The sequence below is a fragment of the Synechococcus sp. MU1643 genome, assembly GCF_020514095.1.
Taxonomy (GTDB): domain Bacteria; phylum Cyanobacteriota; class Cyanobacteriia; order PCC-6307; family Cyanobiaceae; genus Parasynechococcus.
This window is the reverse complement of record NZ_VTKY01000001.1, coordinates 317,345-334,955: the sequence shown is the minus strand read 5'-3', so window position 1 is coordinate 334,955 and position 17,611 is coordinate 317,345. Positions and strand designations below refer to the sequence as shown.

General features: G+C 55.9%; 28 protein-coding genes. 9 read left to right on the top strand and 19 right to left on the bottom strand.

Going from position 1 to position 17,611, the window contains the following annotated elements; genetic code table 11:
* Window positions 1-28: 28 nt before the first annotated feature.
* Window positions 29-457 (top strand): tellurite resistance TerB family protein, encoded by a 429-nt coding sequence (locus FZX09_RS02020; RefSeq protein WP_226399515.1) that lies wholly within the window; start codon window positions 29-31, stop codon window positions 455-457.
* Here FZX09_RS02020 and FZX09_RS02015 read toward each other — a convergent pair.
* The 5 genes from FZX09_RS02015 to FZX09_RS01995 all read right to left on the bottom strand — a co-directional run bounded on the left by FZX09_RS02015 (window position 454) and on the right by FZX09_RS01995 (window position 1,791).
* Entirely contained in the window at window positions 454-627 is a 174-nt protein-coding gene (locus FZX09_RS02015) for a hypothetical protein (RefSeq protein ID WP_006851083.1), read from the bottom strand. The two genes, FZX09_RS02020 and FZX09_RS02015, sit on opposite strands and share 4 nt — an antisense overlap.
* 22 nt (window positions 628-649) lie before the next feature.
* Complete coding sequence (locus FZX09_RS02010) at window positions 650-832, bottom strand: hypothetical protein (RefSeq protein ID WP_226399513.1); 183 nt, start codon at window positions 830-832, stop codon at window positions 650-652.
* A gap of 81 nt (window positions 833-913) precedes the next feature.
* Complete coding sequence (locus FZX09_RS02005) at window positions 914-1,084, bottom strand: hypothetical protein (protein ID WP_226399511.1); 171 nt, start codon at window positions 1,082-1,084, stop codon at window positions 914-916.
* Between the two features lie 78 nt (window positions 1,085-1,162).
* On the bottom strand, window positions 1,163-1,354 hold the full coding sequence (locus tag FZX09_RS02000; protein ID WP_226399509.1) for a hypothetical protein: 192 nt from the start codon (window positions 1,352-1,354) through the stop codon (window positions 1,163-1,165).
* A gap of 71 nt (window positions 1,355-1,425) precedes the next feature.
* A complete protein-coding gene (locus tag FZX09_RS01995) occupies window positions 1,426-1,791 on the bottom strand; it encodes an AbrB family transcriptional regulator (RefSeq protein ID WP_226399507.1) in 366 nt (121 codons plus the stop codon).
* A 410-nt stretch (window positions 1,792-2,201) separates the two neighbouring features.
* Between FZX09_RS01995 and FZX09_RS01990 the strand changes: the two genes are divergently transcribed.
* Window positions 2,202-2,657 carry a lipocalin-like domain-containing protein gene (locus tag FZX09_RS01990; protein ID WP_226399505.1) on the top strand — a complete coding sequence of 152 codons (456 nt, stop codon included), beginning with the start codon at window positions 2,202-2,204 and terminating at the stop codon, window positions 2,655-2,657.
* Between the two features lie 18 nt (window positions 2,658-2,675).
* On the opposite strand, the gene FZX09_RS01985 is transcribed toward FZX09_RS01990, so the two are convergent.
* The gene (locus FZX09_RS01985) at window positions 2,676-2,933 is read right to left on the bottom strand and encodes a hypothetical protein (protein WP_226399503.1); all 258 of its coding nucleotides are present in this window, start codon (window positions 2,931-2,933) and stop codon (window positions 2,676-2,678) included.
* A gap of 82 nt (window positions 2,934-3,015) precedes the next feature.
* Here FZX09_RS01985 and FZX09_RS01980 point away from each other — a divergent pair, with 82 nt between their 5' ends.
* On the top strand, window positions 3,016-4,254 hold the full coding sequence (locus tag FZX09_RS01980) for a cytochrome P450 (RefSeq protein ID WP_226399501.1): 1,239 nt from the start codon (window positions 3,016-3,018) through the stop codon (window positions 4,252-4,254).
* On the opposite strand, the gene FZX09_RS01975 is transcribed toward FZX09_RS01980, so the two are convergent.
* The 8 genes from FZX09_RS01975 to FZX09_RS01940 form a co-directional block, all read right to left on the bottom strand.
* Window positions 4,236-4,490 (bottom strand): hypothetical protein, encoded by a 255-nt coding sequence (locus FZX09_RS01975; RefSeq protein ID WP_226399499.1) that lies wholly within the window; start codon window positions 4,488-4,490, stop codon window positions 4,236-4,238. The two genes, FZX09_RS01980 and FZX09_RS01975, sit on opposite strands and share 19 nt — an antisense overlap.
* Window positions 4,491-4,555: 65 nt before the next feature.
* The gene (locus tag FZX09_RS01970; RefSeq protein WP_226399497.1) at window positions 4,556-4,780 is read right to left on the bottom strand and encodes a hypothetical protein; all 225 of its coding nucleotides are present in this window, start codon (window positions 4,778-4,780) and stop codon (window positions 4,556-4,558) included.
* Window positions 4,781-4,792: 12 nt separating this feature from the next.
* A complete protein-coding gene (locus FZX09_RS01965) occupies window positions 4,793-5,395 on the bottom strand; it encodes a hypothetical protein (RefSeq protein WP_370624177.1) in 603 nt (200 codons plus the stop codon).
* A gap of 71 nt (window positions 5,396-5,466) precedes the next feature.
* Window positions 5,467-5,706: a hypothetical protein gene (locus tag FZX09_RS01960; RefSeq protein ID WP_226399493.1), complete on the bottom strand. Its 240-nt coding sequence runs from the start codon at window positions 5,704-5,706 to the stop codon at window positions 5,467-5,469.
* A 163-nt stretch (window positions 5,707-5,869) separates the two neighbouring features.
* On the bottom strand, window positions 5,870-6,742 hold the full coding sequence (locus FZX09_RS01955; protein ID WP_226399492.1) for a phycobilisome rod-core linker polypeptide: 873 nt from the start codon (window positions 6,740-6,742) through the stop codon (window positions 5,870-5,872).
* Between the two features lie 200 nt (window positions 6,743-6,942).
* Window positions 6,943-7,176, bottom strand: a complete 234-nt coding sequence (locus tag FZX09_RS01950; protein ID WP_226399491.1) for a hypothetical protein — start codon at window positions 7,174-7,176, stop codon at window positions 6,943-6,945.
* Window positions 7,177-7,350: 174 nt separating this feature from the next.
* Window positions 7,351-7,779 (bottom strand): response regulator, encoded by a 429-nt coding sequence (locus FZX09_RS01945; RefSeq protein WP_226399490.1) that lies wholly within the window; start codon window positions 7,777-7,779, stop codon window positions 7,351-7,353.
* A 39-nt stretch (window positions 7,780-7,818) separates the two neighbouring features.
* Window positions 7,819-8,064 carry a hypothetical protein gene (locus FZX09_RS01940; RefSeq protein ID WP_226399489.1) on the bottom strand — a complete coding sequence of 82 codons (246 nt, stop codon included), beginning with the start codon at window positions 8,062-8,064 and terminating at the stop codon, window positions 7,819-7,821.
* A gap of 196 nt (window positions 8,065-8,260) precedes the next feature.
* On the opposite strand from FZX09_RS01940, the gene FZX09_RS01935 reads away from it, so the two are divergent.
* The gene (locus FZX09_RS01935) at window positions 8,261-8,488 is read left to right on the top strand and encodes a hypothetical protein (RefSeq protein ID WP_226399488.1); all 228 of its coding nucleotides are present in this window, start codon (window positions 8,261-8,263) and stop codon (window positions 8,486-8,488) included.
* A gap of 551 nt (window positions 8,489-9,039) precedes the next feature.
* On the opposite strand, the gene FZX09_RS01930 is transcribed toward FZX09_RS01935, so the two are convergent.
* Window positions 9,040-9,210: a hypothetical protein gene (locus FZX09_RS01930; RefSeq protein ID WP_226399487.1), complete on the bottom strand. Its 171-nt coding sequence runs from the start codon at window positions 9,208-9,210 to the stop codon at window positions 9,040-9,042.
* A 197-nt stretch (window positions 9,211-9,407) separates the two neighbouring features.
* Here FZX09_RS01930 and FZX09_RS01925 point away from each other — a divergent pair, with 197 nt between their 5' ends.
* Together FZX09_RS01925 and FZX09_RS01920 are read left to right on the top strand one after the other, a co-directional pair.
* Window positions 9,408-9,587: a hypothetical protein gene (locus FZX09_RS01925; RefSeq protein WP_025362229.1), complete on the top strand. Its 180-nt coding sequence runs from the start codon at window positions 9,408-9,410 to the stop codon at window positions 9,585-9,587.
* Between the two features lie 27 nt (window positions 9,588-9,614).
* The gene (locus tag FZX09_RS01920; protein ID WP_025362228.1) at window positions 9,615-9,806 is read left to right on the top strand and encodes a hypothetical protein; all 192 of its coding nucleotides are present in this window, start codon (window positions 9,615-9,617) and stop codon (window positions 9,804-9,806) included.
* A 50-nt stretch (window positions 9,807-9,856) separates the two neighbouring features.
* Here FZX09_RS01920 and FZX09_RS01915 read toward each other — a convergent pair whose 3' ends face one another.
* Genes FZX09_RS01915 through FZX09_RS01905 form a run of 3 tightly spaced genes read right to left on the bottom strand, consistent with a single transcriptional unit; the run spans window position 9,857 to window position 12,417 of the window.
* Window positions 9,857-10,054, bottom strand: coding sequence for a hypothetical protein (locus FZX09_RS01915; RefSeq protein WP_226399486.1), 198 nt, complete (start codon window positions 10,052-10,054; stop codon window positions 9,857-9,859).
* Window positions 10,055-10,095: 41 nt separating this feature from the next.
* Window positions 10,096-10,980: an LOG family protein gene (locus FZX09_RS01910; protein WP_226399485.1), complete on the bottom strand. Its 885-nt coding sequence runs from the start codon at window positions 10,978-10,980 to the stop codon at window positions 10,096-10,098.
* 48 nt (window positions 10,981-11,028) lie between these two features.
* Window positions 11,029-12,417 (bottom strand): PhoH family protein, encoded by a 1,389-nt coding sequence (locus tag FZX09_RS01905; protein WP_226399484.1) that lies wholly within the window; start codon window positions 12,415-12,417, stop codon window positions 11,029-11,031.
* A gap of 928 nt (window positions 12,418-13,345) precedes the next feature.
* Here FZX09_RS01905 and FZX09_RS01900 point away from each other — a divergent pair.
* The 3 genes from FZX09_RS01900 (at window position 13,346) to FZX09_RS01890 (ending at window position 15,235) form a co-directional block, all read left to right on the top strand.
* Window positions 13,346-13,657 carry a hypothetical protein gene (locus FZX09_RS01900; RefSeq protein WP_226399483.1) on the top strand — a complete coding sequence of 104 codons (312 nt, stop codon included), beginning with the start codon at window positions 13,346-13,348 and terminating at the stop codon, window positions 13,655-13,657.
* A gap of 456 nt (window positions 13,658-14,113) precedes the next feature.
* Window positions 14,114-14,290, top strand: a complete 177-nt coding sequence (locus FZX09_RS01895) for a hypothetical protein (RefSeq protein WP_226399481.1) — start codon at window positions 14,114-14,116, stop codon at window positions 14,288-14,290.
* Window positions 14,291-14,974: 684 nt separating this feature from the next.
* The gene (locus tag FZX09_RS01890; protein WP_226399479.1) at window positions 14,975-15,235 is read left to right on the top strand and encodes a hypothetical protein; all 261 of its coding nucleotides are present in this window, start codon (window positions 14,975-14,977) and stop codon (window positions 15,233-15,235) included.
* Between the two features lie 2,096 nt (window positions 15,236-17,331).
* On the opposite strand, the gene FZX09_RS01885 is transcribed toward FZX09_RS01890, so the two are convergent.
* The gene (locus FZX09_RS01885; protein WP_226399475.1) at window positions 17,332-17,493 is read right to left on the bottom strand and encodes a hypothetical protein; all 162 of its coding nucleotides are present in this window, start codon (window positions 17,491-17,493) and stop codon (window positions 17,332-17,334) included.
* Between the last annotated feature and the right edge of the window lie 118 nt (window positions 17,494-17,611).

The following is a 17,611-nucleotide window of genomic DNA, read 5'->3' as shown; positions in this document are numbered from 1 at the left end:
CAGTTGGGCAACGATTGCGCCATTCCCGATGAATGTCGTCACTGCTTTTGCAGCCGTTGGCCTTACCGCGGTGTCTTGGGACGACACCCTCAGCCGAGCTGGGGCTAGGGCGTTCCGGCATGCCCTCGACTATCGCGAGCCCTACTGCCGGATGAGTGAGAACGAGGTAGTGCTGCTGATGGATGCGGTGCTTGCCATGCGGCTTGAGCGGGGGACGAAGGCGCTGATGCTGGAGGCCGCCAAGGTGCTCACGGCCGATCAAGCGCTCACGGCCTACGCCATGGCCTCAGAACTGATGCGCTCCGATGGGCCCTATTCCGCCGAGGAGCGACGACGGCTCGATGTGCTGGCCTTGATGCTCTCGATTTCGCAAGTGGAGGCTGAGCGCATCGATTCGGTCTTTGAGTTGCTGCACGCCCCCCTGCAGCCAGCCGTTCTCGTCAACGGCGCGACCTAGGCCGCACGCTTGTCATCACCGAACCAAATGCCCCGGCGGCTGTCGGGAAGGCGAACAACGGCGCGCTCATAGCGCTGGCGGCAGCTTCGGGCACGGAGGTGTTCCTCTGCCTCCTGAAGCAACTGTTGCAGCCTGACGTCGTCCATGGCGTTGCCTTGATGCCCACCCATTCAGGCCACGATCTGAGCGGCGTCAATAGGCCACATTCAACTCGTCTGATCCGTAGCGGAGCAGCAAATCCGCTTCGGATTGATCGGAAAGCAACAGACAGGTGTAGTCGTTGGCGCCCGTTCGATAGCAGTAGACGTCGAGCTCTTCAGGGTTGCGGTTGGAGTGGATGATCTCTCCCGTCCGAAGCACGTAACGCGTTGCCATCAACATCGACCAACGGATTCCCCCGCGATAGCGCTGATTCAGCCCTACCAATCATCTCTGTGCTGAGCTGCGAACAGGAGGTCATTCGTTGTCGACGCGGATGAAAAAGCGACTCTCAACATCCATCTCGTCCTGCTCATCGGTCTCCTCCGGATCACCCTCCACCAACTCAACGGCGAAGTCTTTGTCGTCCAGTTCATGCACAACGCTCTGACCGTGCACCAGGTTGTGGACGAGCAGGAGTCGTTTCATTGTTGGAAGAAGACACCATTCGACAGGTTGATAGCAACAGCTTGGTGGGAACGGGTTGCTCACCCAGCCGCTTGACGTTTAACGAAAGCCGAAACCATCGCGGCTCGGCTGCTTAGCGGAATACTCCCGAGACAGAGCATCAAGCATCAGGGCGATGTAGCGGTCATCCATGCCAATGTCCTGCTTCAGCTGACGCATCAGGCCGTTGATGCTCTTGAACGCGTCTGGAATGTGATGGTCTAGATGCTCCTTGGTGGGTTGATAGGGCATCGAAGCCAAAAAAATTCCCCGTGAAACCTAAAGGAACCAGGGGGAATGTGATGTTTGCGCTGAACCGGTGATCAATCCTCTTCTTCGGAGCCGCCAACGGGAATCAGGCGGATCTGCTTGCGTCCAAGCTTGATCTCATATTCATCACCGGGCTGCAATTCCAACAGGGCGGTGTAAGCCTTGCCGATCAAGAGATTGCCATTGCCCTGAACCACAGCTTTGTAGGAAAGCTTGCGACCTCCCTTGCCCACACCGGATGCACCGGTGGAAAACGATAGGCCCTTGGCCTCCAGCAAAGCCTCGTAGAACGCGGTGAATTTCACCTGTTCAGAGCCGTCTTTCTTTTGGACGACATAACCACAACCTCTGGCCAGATCTGTCTTGGCGCAATCACCAAGTTCCTTGACGCGGTTGAGCAATTCAGCTCCGGTAAGCATGGGTCTTTGAGGTCATGACTTCTCTATTAGAACAAATATTGTGCTGGTCACAAGGGGAAAAAAGACTGAATTCAGTTGATTTGCTGTGAAAACAAAAAATCAGCATGTGTGGGTGGTTTGAAAGGCCCTCAGCATCAAACAGTTGGCCCCCGACCAATGAGTTGAGATGACCCGCGGATGGTTGGTGAGTACAACCCAAAAGCCGGTGGTGCATTTCAAGGCAGAACCCCTCAGCCATCCCCGGGTTCTGCGTCAGAGCGCCATCGACACCTGGAGCGTGTGCTGATCACTTTCGTTGTTGTTGCTACTGGATCGGCATTCAATGGCATCAATTGCCGAGGAATGCCTTACTTGTTGCTGTCAAAGCCAGATCACGATCGATAGGTTGCCGCTCAGGAACAGGTTCAGTTGTGAGCGTCAGTTCAGTTCAGCCCGCCCAAGCCATCACCACTCCCACCGTTCATGGCGCGTGGCAACTGTTGAGCTACGAGGTTGAAGAACAAGCCAACGGCGAAACCTTCGCGCCGATGGGCGAGAACCCCACGGGCTATGTGATCTTCACGGCGGAGGGGCGTCTCTCCTTCATGCTCTCGGCGGAGGGTCGCCAACCAGGCAGCAACGTCGAGGAGCGATCTGCCCTTTTAAGCAGCATGATCGCGTACACCGGCATCTACCGGCTCGAGGGTCACCGCTGGATCACCCATGTGGATGTGGCATGGAACCCGGAATGGGTGGGCACGGAACAGACCCGCTTTTTCGCGATCGACGGCGACCTGCTCACGGTGCACACCCCCTGGCGGGTGATGCCCAACTGGCCCGACAAAGGTCTGACCCGCAGCATTGTTCGCTTTCAGCGCTGCCGCTGAACTGGTTCCGGCAAATCCTCAGGCGTCGGTCTCGCTCTTCTGGCCACCACAGGCATGGCGGGGTTGGTAGCCCTGCTGCTCGGCCAGGTAGCGGAGATAAACGATCTGATGACGATCCGGCATGCCCACGGCAGCAATCAGACCCAACGGACCAAAGAGAAAACCCGCAACAGCCCAGCGGTTGCTGTTACGCGCCTTCTGGGCGGCAACGGTTTTCGAAAGGCCAGCGCTGATTAGATGAACAACCAGAACCACAACCAGGGACTTGACTTCCACTGAGAACGCGCGGCACACCACTTGAGATAGCCAGCACCTGCAGCACTGTCAGCCTTAGAACGGCAGCTCACACCGAGCTGCGATGGCCACCACCCCCCTCCCCACCACGGGCGCCGTGAGCGGACTGGGAGAAACCCTGGCCTTCTTCACCCAGGCGGATTTCGCCCAACGGCGCTTCCAGTTCCACGGCGATGTGTTCGAAACCAAGCTGCTGGCCCAGCGGATGGTGTTCATCCGCGGCGAACGGGCCATCGGCGATCTACTGGGGCAAAGCGACTCCCTCGAGGGCTGGTGGCCTGAGAGTGTGCGGCAACTGCTGGGAAGCCAATCGCTGGCCAACCGAACAGGCCCCGGCCACAAGGCTAGGCGGCGCGTGGTGGGGCAGCTGTTCTCCAGCGCAGCGCTGGCGCGCTACACCCCGTCCATCCAGAAGTTGGTGGAAGAGCTCTGCCAGGAGTTAATCAGCACAAACACACCGCTGCCTCTGGCGGCGCGGATGCGGCGTTTCGCCTTTGCGGTGATCGCCACCACGGTGCTGGGGTTGGATGGCGTCAGCCGTGACGCACTGTTCGCCGATTTCGAGATCTGGACCCGGGCGCTGTTCTCGATTCCGCTGGCGATTCCGGGCACCCCCTTCGCCAAGGCGATGGCGGCACGCCAACGGCTGCTAAACCGCATCAAAAGAGTGCTTCAAGCGGGGGGCAACCAAGGAGGCCTGGATCTGCTGAGCGGCGGCCTGGATGAAGCCGGCATCCCCCTGGACAATGACGACCTGGCAGAACAGCTGCTGCTGTTGCTGTTTGCCGGCTACGAGACCACCGCCTCGTCCTTGAGCTGCCTGTTCCGGGCCCTGCTGCTCAACCCGGAGTTGGAGCGCTGGTTGCGCGAGGGCTTGGCGGACGACCCGACATCACCACGGTTGGACGCGACGGTGTTGGAGGTGATGCGGCTGACGCCGCCGGTGGGGGGATTCTTCCGGCGCAGCCTCGCGCCGATCAACCTGGCGGATGTGGCCGTTCCCGAAGGCAGCGTGATTCAGGTGGTGCTGAGCCCGACGTCCAACAAAGATGACGACGATCTGGTGACGTTCAGGCCGCAACGCCACCTGGATGGATCGTTCAAGCAAACGCTGCTGCCCTTCGGCGGTGGCGAACGGGTCTGCCTTGGCAAGGCCCTGGCGGAACTGGAGATCCGCCTGATGGCTGTGGGACTGCTGGAGGCGGTGGAACTGCAGCTGCAGCCGGATCAAGACATGACGCTGCAGCTGATCCCCAGCCCCACTCCTAAAGACGGCCTGCTGGTTCAGGCTGCAGCACGGTGACGGCGACGGCCCAGGGGTTCGATCCAGTCCACCAGCACTTCCTGGTGGCGCAGCATCGGCTCCGGCAGGCGGCAACCCAGATTGATCTCGCCTTGATCCATCAAGCGCCCAAGGCGGATGGCGGCTGCCTCTTCGGGCCGATCGAAGTTGGTCTGGTGGGAGGCCAACCAGTTCACCTCATGCTCGGTGATCACCCCAGTGGAAAGGCTTTCCAGAAAGATTTCTCCGACGGTCATGAGAGGTTTGTAACGAATTCGTTACATCCTGGCGCGCTAGGGCGCCGGCTGTGGATTGATGCCGCTCAAGAGAGCCACTGATCGGCGTCCATCACCTTCTTGATCAACAGGCCGAGGCGCTTGAACTCCGCAAAGTTCACATCCTTCACCGCCTGATCCAGACCGCAATCCACCCAGGCACCATCACGCTTCTCCTCAATCGTGAAGTCCTGCTCGAGGGCGTCTCGGCGGATCCGATAGGTGATGCCGTCGTCGTGGAGGTAATCGGCGGAAACCAGCTGCAGACCCATCGATCGCTCGCGTCAATCCAGAGATGGTGGCGTGAAGGTGTCGGCCACCGCAACAATCCAACGGGCCGCCGCCGCCGTCACCTGCTCCTTGGTGACGCTGAACTCCAGATCATGGCCTTGCTCAAGCAGGTCGGGAATGATCGTCTGCCAGGCCATGCCGGCGGCACTGGCATTGAGATCGCCAATCAGCACGAAGGCCTTGGCCGCCCCGGTGACGGCATCGGTGTACTCGGGATTGGCACTCACCTTGCTGCGGTACCAGTCACCCACCAGATCCCGCTGGGCTTTGCTCAGGAACGGCGGGGCGCCAACGAGATAGGCATCAAGCACCAGCATCGGGCTGGGCACGCTCTTACCGGGGTGTTTGAGCTCGAACCAGGCTTGGCCGATGGAGGCAGCATCGGGCCAGTGGCAGAGAATCGCGGCATCCTGGCTGTCGAGGGAGCGCTGACTGGCCAGCTGATCGATGCTTTCCAGCAGGGCGGGCCCGGCGAGGGGCGGTTCACAGCGGGCGTGCTCGGCGCGGGCTTCATTGATCGCCTCGGCCACGGCCGCCTCGTTCTCGTTGAGCTGCTCGAGGGCCCGCTTGAGGTTGGCGTCGGCGGGAATGGCCACAAAGCATCGAGCGGGGGTCAACCCCAAGATGTCATTGCCGTCGCCAAGACGCAGCAAAGGCAACAAACACGCTATTGATAATTTTCCACCTGAAGGTTGTAAGCCGACACCAGCAGATTTTTATCCAGACAGATCTCGGCTGGAAATTTTGGCGACGCCGATTTAATCAGCCGCAAGTGAACATCAATCGGCTTGTATCCCACTCTCAGACAGCTTTCAAAGAATTTGGAGACAGCAACTTCGAGGACTTCAGCACCAAAGAGAGGTGTCACTTGACCGCTTTCATGCACCAATAGCCCGAAGTAATGCATCGACCCAATTAAAGAGTCGAGACTTTACAAAACCGAGAATCATTTGCAATAAGCATAAATACTCACCAAATATCTGTCCAAAACGTGGGGGCTCTCATAAAAAAGCAGGAGGGTTGCCCCTCCTGCCCTTACTGCTCAACTCATCGCTGCAAGCAGCAATGAATCAGAAGCGGCCGTAGTTGAACTTGCCGCCATACATGCGGCGGTAAGCAGCGTTGCGGGGATTGCTGACGGCGTTCGTGTAGGAGAAGCCACCACGATCGCTGTCATCTGAATAAACAGCAGCAGCAGCGAAGGAATTGAGATCCATGCTGAAACGCTTCACCAGGGAAGGGCCGGTGTACATGGCGTTTTCAGAGCTGGCATTGGCCGGAGTGATTTCGGCCATACCAACAAAGGTGGAGCAGGAAGCCCGTGCTTCCGACTTGAAGCCACGCAGATAAGGAACCGTGTCGGTTCCGAAGGTTTCGAGGTACTCCTCCGAGCGAACGAGGCTGTCAACGAAAGCGTCGAAACCCTCTGCAGCGATCAGCTGAATGCCAGCGCTCACTTCCTTCTGATTGATCGGAGGGCGACCCAGCAGGTGCTTGGTGGTGAGCTCGATGCCGCGCATAGGAGACACGGCGTGGAAAAACTTCTGCTTGTAAAGCTCAGATTTCACCAGGCCTGCCATGAAGCCCTGCACGTTGATGCGGCCGTCACAGAGGAAAGCCTCCAGTGAGACGAGACGCTGGTTGTCGGAGATACCGATGTTGCCGAACACCTGCTTGTAGCCAGCGGTGATAGCAGCTTCTAGAGCCTGGCTGCCCGTTGAGGCATAGGAGTGGTTGATCGCCGAGAAGGGGCACTCCTCATGGATCCGGGGGCCCATACCAATGCCCATAGCGGCGCACTGGTTTTGCTTGTACTCAGCAGGTGTAGATGCCGCCTTGCCCTTGTTGGAGCTGGCACTTTTGGCTGCATCTACGGAGTTCGCAAATGCGAATGACACCCGCTGTTCGTGGGTGAAATCCCGCTTGTACTTCAGGGCTGGCATCCGAGAAAACAGTGAAATCAGGTCAAAGATATGGCGATCGCTTCATCAATGGAGATGAACTTAGTAATAGTTAAAAGCTGCGTTGCAGCAGCAATAGGCGTTGATTGCTTCGGGCCAAATCGAAGGCCTGGTCTCGGCCAGAACACAGGCTCTTCTCAAGGGTGTTGGCCGCAACCCTTGGGAAGAGTTGGTCTTGAATCTCAGCCGCCATTGCAGTAGCGAACAGCTTCAGCTTGAGAGCGGCCCTCAGCCATAACAGTTTCAACGCAGCCGTTGAACAGGCGGCTCTCCTGCTTCACGGCGCACAGGCCAAAAGCAATGGCCGCCAACGACACGGCCGACACAACGGTGGCAGAGATCTGAACCAGGCCATAGGCGAGCATCGCCCGCTTCTTGCCGCCACAGGACTGCTGGTTGGTGGTTTCTTCGGACATTACACAAAAGCAACCAGACACCCTATGGATCGAGCGTTGGCAACCGAAGCAAGATCACACCCGTGATCACCGAACAGGCGATCACTGAACAGCCCCCCAGGGCTCAGCCGAGGGGATCGATCAGGCCGTAGAGCAACGCCATCACCGCCAGCTCCCGCTCGGTGAGCTCTTCAATCAAGGGCGGCAGGTTCGTTGCGGCGCCTGGGCTGCACCGAGCTGGCGTATCTCCTCGGGGAGATACACACCTCCTTCAGCGAGGGTGTGAAGGGCTTGAACGAAATCACCCTTGCCGGTGCCGAGGCTTGATTTGAAGATCACCGCATCGGCATAGGCCTGCATCGCCTCCTGCACCACGGCCTGGGTTTCACGCACCAGCACGATCAACAGCTGACAGGTGGGCAGCTCCGCCTTCACCTGCCGCAGCAGGTTCATGCCGTAGCCGGTCTCCAGATCCGAGCTGCAGATCAGCAGGCTCGGCTGATGGCGCAGCACCAGCTCAAAGCCTTCCTCTTCAGTGGTGGCAGCCCCCACCACGGCACGACGAATCGGTTCCGCCAGACAAAGGCAAGCCAGGATGAGGCGATCACCGCAGCAGGCCGCCACCCGCTGGTCTTGAAAAACTGCGCCGTCGCGTCGATGGCTTCATGCAACGCGCGCTACTCGAGCCGCAGCTCCATCCCAAGCATTTACGAATGCTTTTCTTCTAACGGCGTTTGGATAGCTCAGCTGCAGAGCCATCACGCCCACCATCCCGACGCACAACACCACGGATGCAGTGGGGATTCGCTCACGCCCCAGGCGCCAGGCCTGGGCGGCATCGACCGCCTGCACCGTTTCGGTCTGCAGCTCGCTCTTGCGCTGAAGAATTAGTCCATAAAGAGGAGACATCACAACCGGCGGCGCGCTTCCTTATTCAGCAACAAGCGATTGGATTCCACATTCCTCAGTTGGGGGAGCCGTGTGGGTGGTTGTATCCCTCAACTGAGGAATACAGCGCAATGACCAAGCGGCAAGCCACCTTCGTGTCATTTGGCACAACAGCATTGATGTGGAGCCAGCACATTGATGTTGTTGCTTGAAAGCTGTGGCCAGCAGGCTGCGTCGTTCCCTGCTTCAACTGGGTGACCGTGTTAGCCGCCGAGTGCAGCGCTGGCCTGAGGGATCCTGGCCTGATGCCATGCAACGCAGCCCCCGCCGCGTACGCAGCACCGCCAAGGATGTGATCAAAAGCACCGCCCAAGCAGCTCTGGGGCTGGGGCGCCGTGCTGCACGCCTCGGGATGGATTCGATCAAACGCGCCAGCAACCGATGAACAGTGGCTTGCTGGTGTTGTCTGTTCTGTTGTTTGTAGCGGGTGTCACCTTGATCAGCATGGGCTGATTAAGCACAAGTACTCAACTCGATTAAACGGATCGATCGACAACCAAATTCAAAAAAACGACAGCGGTTGATACAGCTTGCCGCTGGAATTTAACTGATTATTGATTCATCAAATCCCAAAGCAAATGGAATTCCTAGTTGCCAGCTGCTTCATTTTTCCGCTCTCAGCCCTGTGGATTCAATCCCGGGAAGACGACAACAATGAAGATGAGATGGACTTCCTCTGAATCAAGTTCTGTCGGACGGCAAGACTGAGGCCTTCAATAAATGGGCCAGAAGTTCCGCCGCCAGCATGGTGAGAGTGATACACCCAGCACAATTGACATGCCCTGATTGTCGCCGAGACGACAACTACATTCCTGGCCAATTCCAGATATTTGTCCCAGAAGAAATACATCACCTCCAAGCTGATGCCTGAATTCAAAGGCCATAAGCCTTGGCAATCCAAGTGATCAAATGAAGACGGGATGGACTTTCCCTGAATTAAGCCCTGGACGATGGCAAGGCTGATGCCTTCAACTCATGGGACAGAAGATCTGTGGCCAGCATGGTCAGAGCAACACCCATCAGCGCAAGAGCTATGCCCTGATTCTTGTCTGACGCAACAGCTACATTCCTGGACAATTCCAGATGTTTTTCCCAGGAGAAACGCATCAGCTCCAGGCCTATACATGCTTTCTAAGGCCATAAGCCTTTGCGATCCGAGTGATCAGCGGTATTCAGAAATGTTCTGTAATGACAGCAATGCATTGAGATGAGCATTCTTTCCTCAAATCGGTTGCAAGTACTACGTTTTTGATTTGCAGCAATAAAAGTTCTCGGGTACGTTCCGCTCACAAAGCCACAAGCCAATGGAACCGATCGCGTTGACTCTGGGCCAGAAATTTGAAGTCGAGAAATTCTCACGCGAGATCGACAACTCGGATGACCTTGCAGCCCTACGCAGCATTGCCAAAGAGCTGTTGGTGGCATGGAAACAACAGCAAGCCGCATCAGCCTGGATCGTGCGCCAGCAGTCCCAGGGCCTTTGAAATCAGCTCCCTTCGCTCTTAGCGCCAATGGAAGGCAACCAAATGATCACCACCATTACGTTGGAGCGAGATGTTCTGCGTCTTCTGCACCGTGTCGTGGCTGAAGCTCACGACAACTGGCCCGGCGGTGATGCCAACGAACAGGCCTGCCTGTTGAACATGAAGACCCAGCTCTATGCGGCCTTGATGGACCACCTGCTGGAATCGGGGTCCATCTGAGCTTTAGTTGAGCATGAAATAAGTACTTTTCCTTTACCCAGTAGAAAAACTCATGTTGAGGCAGGAGCAGCGGCAACAGACTTGACCCGGCCGTGGAGTTCACCATGCAATCTGATCGCTCCCGCCTGCGCGAACTGGAGATTCGTGTCGCCAACCCGCAGCACTGGAGTTCCGGCGAAAACCAGATCAATGTTGAAAACCTTAGGCAGCTGCGCTTTCAAATTGAAGATCAGCTCAAGAAACTGCACCTGCACAATCAGCCCTTACCTTGATCGGGCAGCTTGCATGTTCAGCTCGCCTCAGGCTCGGCCTGCGTTCGGCTGTGGATGAAGTCCCATGCCTCTTTCGCCGAGTCCGAGAAATGAATCAGATCGAGGTCGTCATCTGAGATCAAGCCCATCTCAGCGAGGTAATCAAAGTCCACCAGCCTCCTCCAAAACTCTGTTCCGAACAGAACAATGGGCATGCTGCCTTTGGTGCCGACTTGCCGCAGGGTGAGCAGCTCAAACAGTTCATCGAGCGTGCCAAAGCCGCCCGGGAAAAGGATGGCTCCAATCGAGCGCATCACAAAATGGAATTTACGCAGTGAGAAATAGTTGAACTTGAAGCAAAGGTCGGGGGTGATGAAGGGATTGGGATGTTGTTCAAACGGAAGCGTGATATTCAGCCCGATGGAACGGCAGCCAGCCTCAAAGGCACCTCGGTTGGCGGCTTCCATAATTCCCGGTCCGCCACCGGTCACGATCACGTGGGATGCGCATCCATGGCTTTGTCCTTTATCCGCCTGACCATGCTGGGAGGCCAAGGCGGCAAATTCTCGAGCTGCATCGTAAAAACGGGACAAATCCACGAGCTGTTTTGCGTGGATGACTTGCCTGTTCAACGCCGATGAGCCTGGAGTTGCGCTGAGCCGTTGCTCTGCTTGCGCCAGCTTCGCTGCAGCAGCGTCTTTATCGACGATTCTGGCGCCACCAAAAACAATGATCGTCGATTCGATCCCGGCAGTTTCCAGATACAGATCCGGCTTGGTGATTTCAAGCAACATGCGCACACCACGCATGGCATTGCTGTTCAGCAAGTCGGGATCTTCGTGGGCAATTCTGTAAGTGGGGGAATTCAGAATCGCATCGAGGTTGGCTCGTTCAGGTGTTGAAGGTTTTGGCAATTGAGTCATCTGTTCAACAGTCGTTGGTGTCGGCGATCACGGCGATGCCGTCTTGCGTCAGAGGATGTTGGCGGCCAGTTCGGCCAGTTCGCTGCGCTCTCCTTTGGTGAGGGTCATGTGTCCCACCAGGGGTTGGCCTTTGAGCTTTTCCACCAACCAGGTGAGCCCGTTGCTTTCGGCATCCACATAGGGATTATCGATTTGGTAGGGGTCACCGGTGAAGACAACCTTGGTTCCTTCACCCACCCGCGTCACGATCGTCTTCACTTCCAGGGGCGTGAGGTTCTGCGCCTCATCCACCACCAGGAACTGATTGGGAATCGATCGGCCGCGGATGGTGTTGATCGCTTCAACCTCCAACAAGCCCATGCCTTGCAGATCGGCCCAGGCGTTGCGTGGTTCGCGGTGTCGCTGTTTCTTGGTCTGCTCAGCCTCCTCGCCAGGGGACGAACCGGTAATGAAGTCGATGTTGTCGATGATCGGCTTCATCCAGGGGCCGAGTTTCTCCTCGAGCGTGCCGGGCAGGTAGCCAATGTCTTTGCCGAGGGAGATCGGTGGGCGCGTCACCAACAGACGAGCGTAGTAATGGGTATCGGCCACCTGGTGCAAACCCGCGGCGAGGGCCAGCAACGTTTTGCCTGTGCCGGCCTTGCCCACCAGAGTCACCAGAGCAACAGAGGGATCGAGCAGCAAATCCAGAGCGAAACTTTGCTCGCGGTTTCTCGCCTTGATGCGGCCCAAATGGGCACGATTCAGCCGGTGAAGCGGCTTGATGCTGTTGCTGTTGCCTTGATGCCGAGCCAGCAGGGTGTGGCTGTCGTTGTGCTGATCCACCAGAACGACGCCTTCATTGGCCTGGAGATGCTGCCCATCGGGATCGGTGAAAGCCTCCAGAGGCAGCTGATCCTCGTCATGCAGGGTCTTGATCGTCTCCGCATCGGTGCTGAGTTCACGGAAGCCTGAGTAGAGATCGTCAATCGAGACGTTGTCGTTGACATAGTCCTCGGCCTGCAGGCCCACCGCATCAGCCTTGATTCTCAGGTTGATGTCTTTGCTGATCAGCACAACCTCGGGCGCCTGCTTCAGCCCACTGCATCGCATCTGCTCGAGGGCCACCGCGAGGATGTTGTTGTCGCCCCCGCCCCCCTGAAGCTCTGCGGGTAAGTCTTGAAGGGCTTGGGCCTGACAGAAAATCACCTGCAGCATGCCATGGTTCGTTCCCTCGATCGGAACGCCATCAGCAAGGCTTCCGCGGGCACGATAGGAATCCAAGAGCCTTGCAATCCGCCGGGCATTTCGGCCTTTTTCAGAGTGATCTCTCTTGAAGCGGTCGATTTCTTCAACCACTTGCATGGGGATCACAACCCTTAAATCACCAAAGCGGTGCGGCGCCTCAGGATCGTGGAGCAGCACATTCGTGTCGATAACGACAATTTTATCTTTCATTGAATCGCACCATTAATTGATCAACTGGTGTTGAAAAGGCCATAAGGGTCGTGATTTGCAAATATCACCGCAGCAGATTCCTTTCTCCCCGCTGTTAAAACACGGGGAGATCAGTGGATGTCAACAACAAACATGGGCAGGTCAGCCAGGGTTTGTTGTTTAAACCAAAGGGAATCGATTGCGTTGCCTTGATGACGTCAGCTGAGACGTGCCGTGCTCAGTCGTCGTAGATCTTGCAACCAGGCGCAGTGGGGGACTTGTCGCAACGTTCCTCCCAGTACAGATCGTGCTGAGATTTCATCGCTTGCCTGGGTCTATCAGCCTGCTCTGGATGCGTCTTGTCAAATGCATTGAGGGGAATGCATAGATCGAAAAAACCTGAACAGATCGTGACCATCTCTCTCCTTGTCGCTGACTTATCTCTACTCCTCTCCCCTTCAAAATCAATAGGTACTTAACCCATGCCTTTACACAAAAAAACCGTTCTTCCGAAAGGGAAAACGGCCGATGGAACGCACAGCTGGATGAACCAACCGGCGATCTGGTCAGTTGTCTGACGGATGCTCAGGCAGCCTGCTGGTTGCCTGTCTCTTCTTCCTCGGACCGGATGAAGCGCTTGCGTTGAGCGGATTCATTTCCAGAAAGGTCGTTTGGCTTCGACGACCCATCGGATTTGGGTTCTGGTTTGTCCAGCCCCATCAAAAGTGGATGAATACCTCTCCTGCTCATTGGAGTTTCCTCTTATTAGGATCTCGCGTCGTGGTCTCTCGGCCCTTACGCGTGAGATAACTATCGCGCAGATCGGTTTCAGACGCGGTGCGCAATGCTTAAGAGAATCTTGCGAGTCGGCCAGCAAGGCCGGCCTGGGAAGGATTGAGGCAGCAGAGTGCGTTCATGAATCGAACGCAACGCACGGCGGAGTGCTCAGATGAATTGCATTCGAACCAGCCTCGCTGCGGCCAGCCTCGCTATCTCCACAGCAATTCCAGCAGGAGCGGAGATCGTTGCCTCAACATGCCGACTGCTCAGCTACAACGGCTCCAACACCACCGTTGAGACCTTCCGCTGTGACTTCATGCAGCGCGGCGGCAACGTGATGGTGAACAGCGCTGAGCATGAGTTCAGCTTTCTGGCTGCTGATCAGGGCGAGACCTACATCCGCATCAACTCCATCCCGCTTCGCTTCACACGCACGGGTGTATACACCCTGGAGGTAACGCAAGCGCCCTGGCTGCGATGACCGTTGCGACACCCACCCCAAATGAGGGCATCGAGAAGCGCATGCATGGGAGTTGATTGATCACACCGGCGGCAGATGTTGCAATATGTCTGCGGTCGTCGAGCCAGTGCCCTGAGGTTCTCCATGCTCTTGGGGTCTTCCTCCTCGAAGCCGAGAGAGCTTTGAAACCCACTCTTTCGGGTGGATAAGAAAAACCCTGGAGCCGTCACTCCAGGGTTTTCTTTTTTGGAGCAGCTCGTGGTGTAAGGAACGTGGCAGAGGAGAAGCAAAAAAAAGGAAGCCACCGTTCCCGTTTGCCTGCCGCCATAAAACAGAACCGTGCGTGGATGAAAGCGTGACCAACCAATGAGTATCGGGTGGTTACTCAATTCAGGATTTCTTCCGTGAATCTTCGGGGGGCATTGCCTCAGCAGGCATCTCGATGCTCATAGCGTCGAAGCAGTATTTAGCTCCCCTATGTGCCCACTTGACCTTTCCAGTCTCAAGTGGGGCGATGACGGCGAGTTGTCTCCCAACGACACCCTCAGCTTGGTGGAGCGATTGGCTACGGCAGAAGAGATCAGCCAAGGGGCCGACCAATCGAGTCTCAACTCCAGTTCCATTCCCCAGGAGGAACCAACGCAGGATTCCTGATCTGAGCAGATGGATCGAACAGGGTCAGGCTGACCTTGGACCTGCCCACGCCTGTCCACCCTCAGCTGAACGACTCAACCAACCAGCCGGTCATCGGAATTCATAAGTGCCTTTCAGTTCGAAACTCTCACCACTTCGCCTGAGAGCCCAGGACTTTGATAGATGACGCGATACACGTTCGTAAAAGCAAGCGATTTGGATCGTGCATTAACGAACGCCTTGAACCCAGTCTTGAAGCACTGCTTTTGAACCCATTGGTCAGCACCATTGCTTCGCTCAACGCAGTACATCGTCGGAGAAAAGAGGACAAGCAGCCTGATGAGGCTGCGGCGGCTTGCCCTCGATCTACAAGCCAGCTTCGGGATGACGTCTTCAGTTGGTGGCGCGGAGCTTGAAGCCGTCACGCACCAAGATTGTGTTTGTGTCTAAACGTCGATCACGCCTGGATGCACAAGACGGAATCACATCGCGTCGAGCGATGAGGGGATGCGATTCCGCCACCGGTGTGCCCTCGAACTCACAGCACGGCATCCCGGTTGTATCCCCACTCAGCGGATCGGAATCGAGTCACTTACTACCGATGCCCGTTCTTGCTTGAGCCCTCAGGGTGTGATCGTCAACACCAGAGACGATTCCAATCCTGAGACCAAATCGTGTTAAGTTTCGATAAGCGGTTCCAGGTAGATGCTGAAAGCTTTGTTCTCCCTGGTGTTTGCAGCAGTGATGTGGGTTCAGGTGCCCCAGTGGCAGCCGGACTGGTCGCAGTGCTCAGTTGATACGCCGGATGTGGATTGTCACTGGTACGTCACTGCACCAGACAACACCTTTGGCGAAGGCTTCAGCTGGGAGAACGCACCCTGGTTCAGTGCCGAAGGTCTTCGTGATGTGGGCGATCTGAACAACACAATGACAACGATTCACAGCCAGGCCCTTCCAGCCAGCTGAACGACGCTTGCCAATGTGGCTCAAAGCCTCTTACTCACTGGCTCCCGTACAATCAACGCAGAGAGCGAAGCGTCAGCCCTAACCTTTCATTTTGGAGAGACCTCGGTGACCGACTACTCAGCAGCTATCACCGCTCTCATTGTGGTCACCGTGGTCATTTCAGCTGCCGTCGTCTACGTGCTGGCTCAGCCGACTGACCTGCCGAGATACAAAGAAAACAAGGACCAATAGACGTCATCACGTCGGTAAATACTGACCTTGCCACCCACATCGCCTCCAAGGCCTGAATCCAGCACTAGGTTCTTCCAACTTGCGGCACACACCTCACATGAAGGTTCAGAATTTCGCATTAGTAGGTGGCTCATTGATCGTCGCGATCATGGCTGTAGTTGTTTTTATTGGCGCCGCTAACGCCGGTGACTGCCCTCGAAGCAAATCGGCTGAAGCGACCTCAGTTGAGGCCCATCACAATGCGGATGACAAGGCTGACGTTGAAGCTTGATCTGCTCAAACTATTCAGCCAAGAGGGGCAACTCCTCTGAAGCGATCATCTGGAGCGTGATCAACGCCTCACCGATGGTCTGCCCAACCAAGACCCATCGGTCAGCACCGCACGAAGCAACCCAGCTCGAGGATTACTCAAGCCGAAATGCGAGCGGAGCTCGAATTTTCTGGTTCTCGCTTCTCAGTGCAGGATTCCATTTGAGTTGCTGCGACAAACCAGTTGTGGCACTAGCCGTACCTCGTTTCAACTGCACATCGAATCACTCCTCAGCTTGATCCGCCCTCGCGCCCTGGTCTTTGCTGTTAGCCCTATTTTCAAGCGGTTCGGTGCTAAGGGTGTCGGCAAATATTTTCACTTTTGAAACTATTTCGCGAACAACACAGCCGAACTACGAGTTCAGATTGATACGCATAAACGGTATCCACGTGAACCTGCATCAACAACTATCATGCATCTGAGAGGTTTTTACTTGTAACCAGTAGAGTCATGCGGCTTGAAAAGACTCGTGCTTCGCAGGTCTTCTCCTCTCTCAGTGCCATTCCGTGTGACCAATCCCAAACCTAAAAGGTGGAGAACCTCCATCAAAGCAAGAGAGAATCAGCTAGTGACTCTTGCCAAAGAAGCTTTGCAAGAGAAGAAGGAAAGAAAAGTAATTAATTTTCTGGACTATATCGATCAGGACATCGCTACATAGCCATCATTTGGTGCGGCAAATTGAACACATCCGGCTGAACCACTACCTGATTGACTGCGCTGTAGCCCTCTGCGGGAGATTCACCACCCAGAGCAGGGAGAACACAAAAAGGCCTCTGGAGATCTCACCTCCAAAGGCCCATGTCCCTCGTTTGACGACAAGTCCACTTTCTTCCAGATGAGTCGTGAAAGGAAGTGGGAGAACCGTCTGAACAAGTCGCGAACACCGGCCACAGTTTGGTCGCCCACAGGCAAAAAAAGCGGCAGGGAATTCCGCCCATCAACAAGGGAGCGAATGCATTACAGGTGCTGGTGTCCCAGCGATACCACCCTCTTCAATCAGTCAGCACTGCCGTGGGCATCGTTTTCGAACTGCCAAAAAAATGGGGGCGTTACCTAAGCACCCCCGCATTTGACGCATCGCCCCTTCACCGAAGAAGCATTCAAACAATGACGTGGGGTTCAGCGACTGGTCGTCGCCATCACGACAAAACGAGGGCTGGGTTCAGCAACCCAAGAAAAAGACAGGGTTCCTTCGCCGCTACGGGTAAAAGCGCTTATCGGCGCTCTCTGGTACCGACCGCTACGACAGCGCTGCTTCAACCCGAGTCATTACTGAAGCAGGCCACAACACAACCTTCATGGAGTTCGCACTGCTTGCGTTGTTTACGTGCTCGCTTGCTTCAGTCATCGCAACAGTTTTCCGCGGGACCTACTGATGAGGAGCACGTCCCGTAGGTTTGCCTTGGAGCACCGCTTCGCAAGCACCGTGCTTTGGTCGCTTTTAGCTGCTCTGGTCTTCCAAGCACTGGTGAGTCGATAGACAGGTTCATCTGCACAAGCAATTAAAAACCCTTCTTGCGACGGGGTGAATGTCACTCCTTGACAAACCGCCGAATTATGCAGACATAGCGTTGAACTCTTGCCTGTTCTTCAAAACTTGAGCATTGATGTGCATCAAAACATTATCTGCTTCCTGAATAAATTTTTCCCGATACCATTCGTCCGAAACCCTTCCAGCTGCATCCATCAGAGTGATGTATTGCTCTTCAAGCGTCACCTACTTTATGCAGTTAATTGATAATGGCAGGGCTGACACAGGGCGCAGTAGTTGCTGATACCTGAGGCTCGATAAAAAGCATTCTGCTCGCTACGCAATTGGGCAATCAAAAAAAGAC

Coding starts and splice junctions, on each gene's coding strand:
- FZX09_RS02020 (WP_226399515.1), top strand. CDS start 29: ATGAATGTCGTCACTGCTTTTGCAGCCGTTGGCCTTACCGCGGTGTCT.
- FZX09_RS02015 (WP_006851083.1), bottom strand. CDS start 627: ATGGGTGGGCATCAAGGCAACGCCATGGACGACGTCAGGCTGCAACAG.
- FZX09_RS02010 (WP_226399513.1), bottom strand. CDS start 832: ATGGCAACGCGTTACGTGCTTCGGACGGGAGAGATCATCCACTCCAAC.
- FZX09_RS02005 (WP_226399511.1), bottom strand. CDS start 1,084: ATGAAACGACTCCTGCTCGTCCACAACCTGGTGCACGGTCAGAGCGTT.
- FZX09_RS02000 (WP_226399509.1), bottom strand. CDS start 1,354: ATGCCCTATCAACCCACCAAGGAGCATCTAGACCATCACATTCCAGAC.
- FZX09_RS01995 (WP_226399507.1), bottom strand. CDS start 1,791: ATGCTTACCGGAGCTGAATTGCTCAACCGCGTCAAGGAACTTGGTGAT.
- FZX09_RS01980 (WP_226399501.1), top strand. CDS start 3,016: ATGGCCACCACCCCCCTCCCCACCACGGGCGCCGTGAGCGGACTGGGA.
- FZX09_RS01975 (WP_226399499.1), bottom strand. CDS start 4,490: ATGACCGTCGGAGAAATCTTTCTGGAAAGCCTTTCCACTGGGGTGATC.
- FZX09_RS01970 (WP_226399497.1), bottom strand. CDS start 4,780: ATGGGTCTGCAGCTGGTTTCCGCCGATTACCTCCACGACGACGGCATC.
- FZX09_RS01960 (WP_226399493.1), bottom strand. CDS start 5,706: ATGCATTACTTCGGGCTATTGGTGCATGAAAGCGGTCAAGTGACACCT.
- FZX09_RS01955 (WP_226399492.1), bottom strand. CDS start 6,742: ATGCCAGCCCTGAAGTACAAGCGGGATTTCACCCACGAACAGCGGGTG.
- FZX09_RS01950 (WP_226399491.1), bottom strand. CDS start 7,176: ATGTCCGAAGAAACCACCAACCAGCAGTCCTGTGGCGGCAAGAAGCGG.
- FZX09_RS01940 (WP_226399489.1), bottom strand. CDS start 8,064: ATGTCTCCTCTTTATGGACTAATTCTTCAGCGCAAGAGCGAGCTGCAG.
- FZX09_RS01930 (WP_226399487.1), bottom strand. CDS start 9,210: ATGCGTTTCTCCTGGGAAAAACATCTGGAATTGTCCAGGAATGTAGCT.
- FZX09_RS01925 (WP_025362229.1), top strand. CDS start 9,408: ATGGAACCGATCGCGTTGACTCTGGGCCAGAAATTTGAAGTCGAGAAA.
- FZX09_RS01920 (WP_025362228.1), top strand. CDS start 9,615: ATGGAAGGCAACCAAATGATCACCACCATTACGTTGGAGCGAGATGTT.
- FZX09_RS01910 (WP_226399485.1), bottom strand. CDS start 10,980: ATGACTCAATTGCCAAAACCTTCAACACCTGAACGAGCCAACCTCGAT.
- FZX09_RS01905 (WP_226399484.1), bottom strand. CDS start 12,417: ATGAAAGATAAAATTGTCGTTATCGACACGAATGTGCTGCTCCACGAT.
- FZX09_RS01900 (WP_226399483.1), top strand. CDS start 13,346: ATGAATTGCATTCGAACCAGCCTCGCTGCGGCCAGCCTCGCTATCTCC.
- FZX09_RS01895 (WP_226399481.1), top strand. CDS start 14,114: ATGTGCCCACTTGACCTTTCCAGTCTCAAGTGGGGCGATGACGGCGAG.
- FZX09_RS01890 (WP_226399479.1), top strand. CDS start 14,975: ATGCTGAAAGCTTTGTTCTCCCTGGTGTTTGCAGCAGTGATGTGGGTT.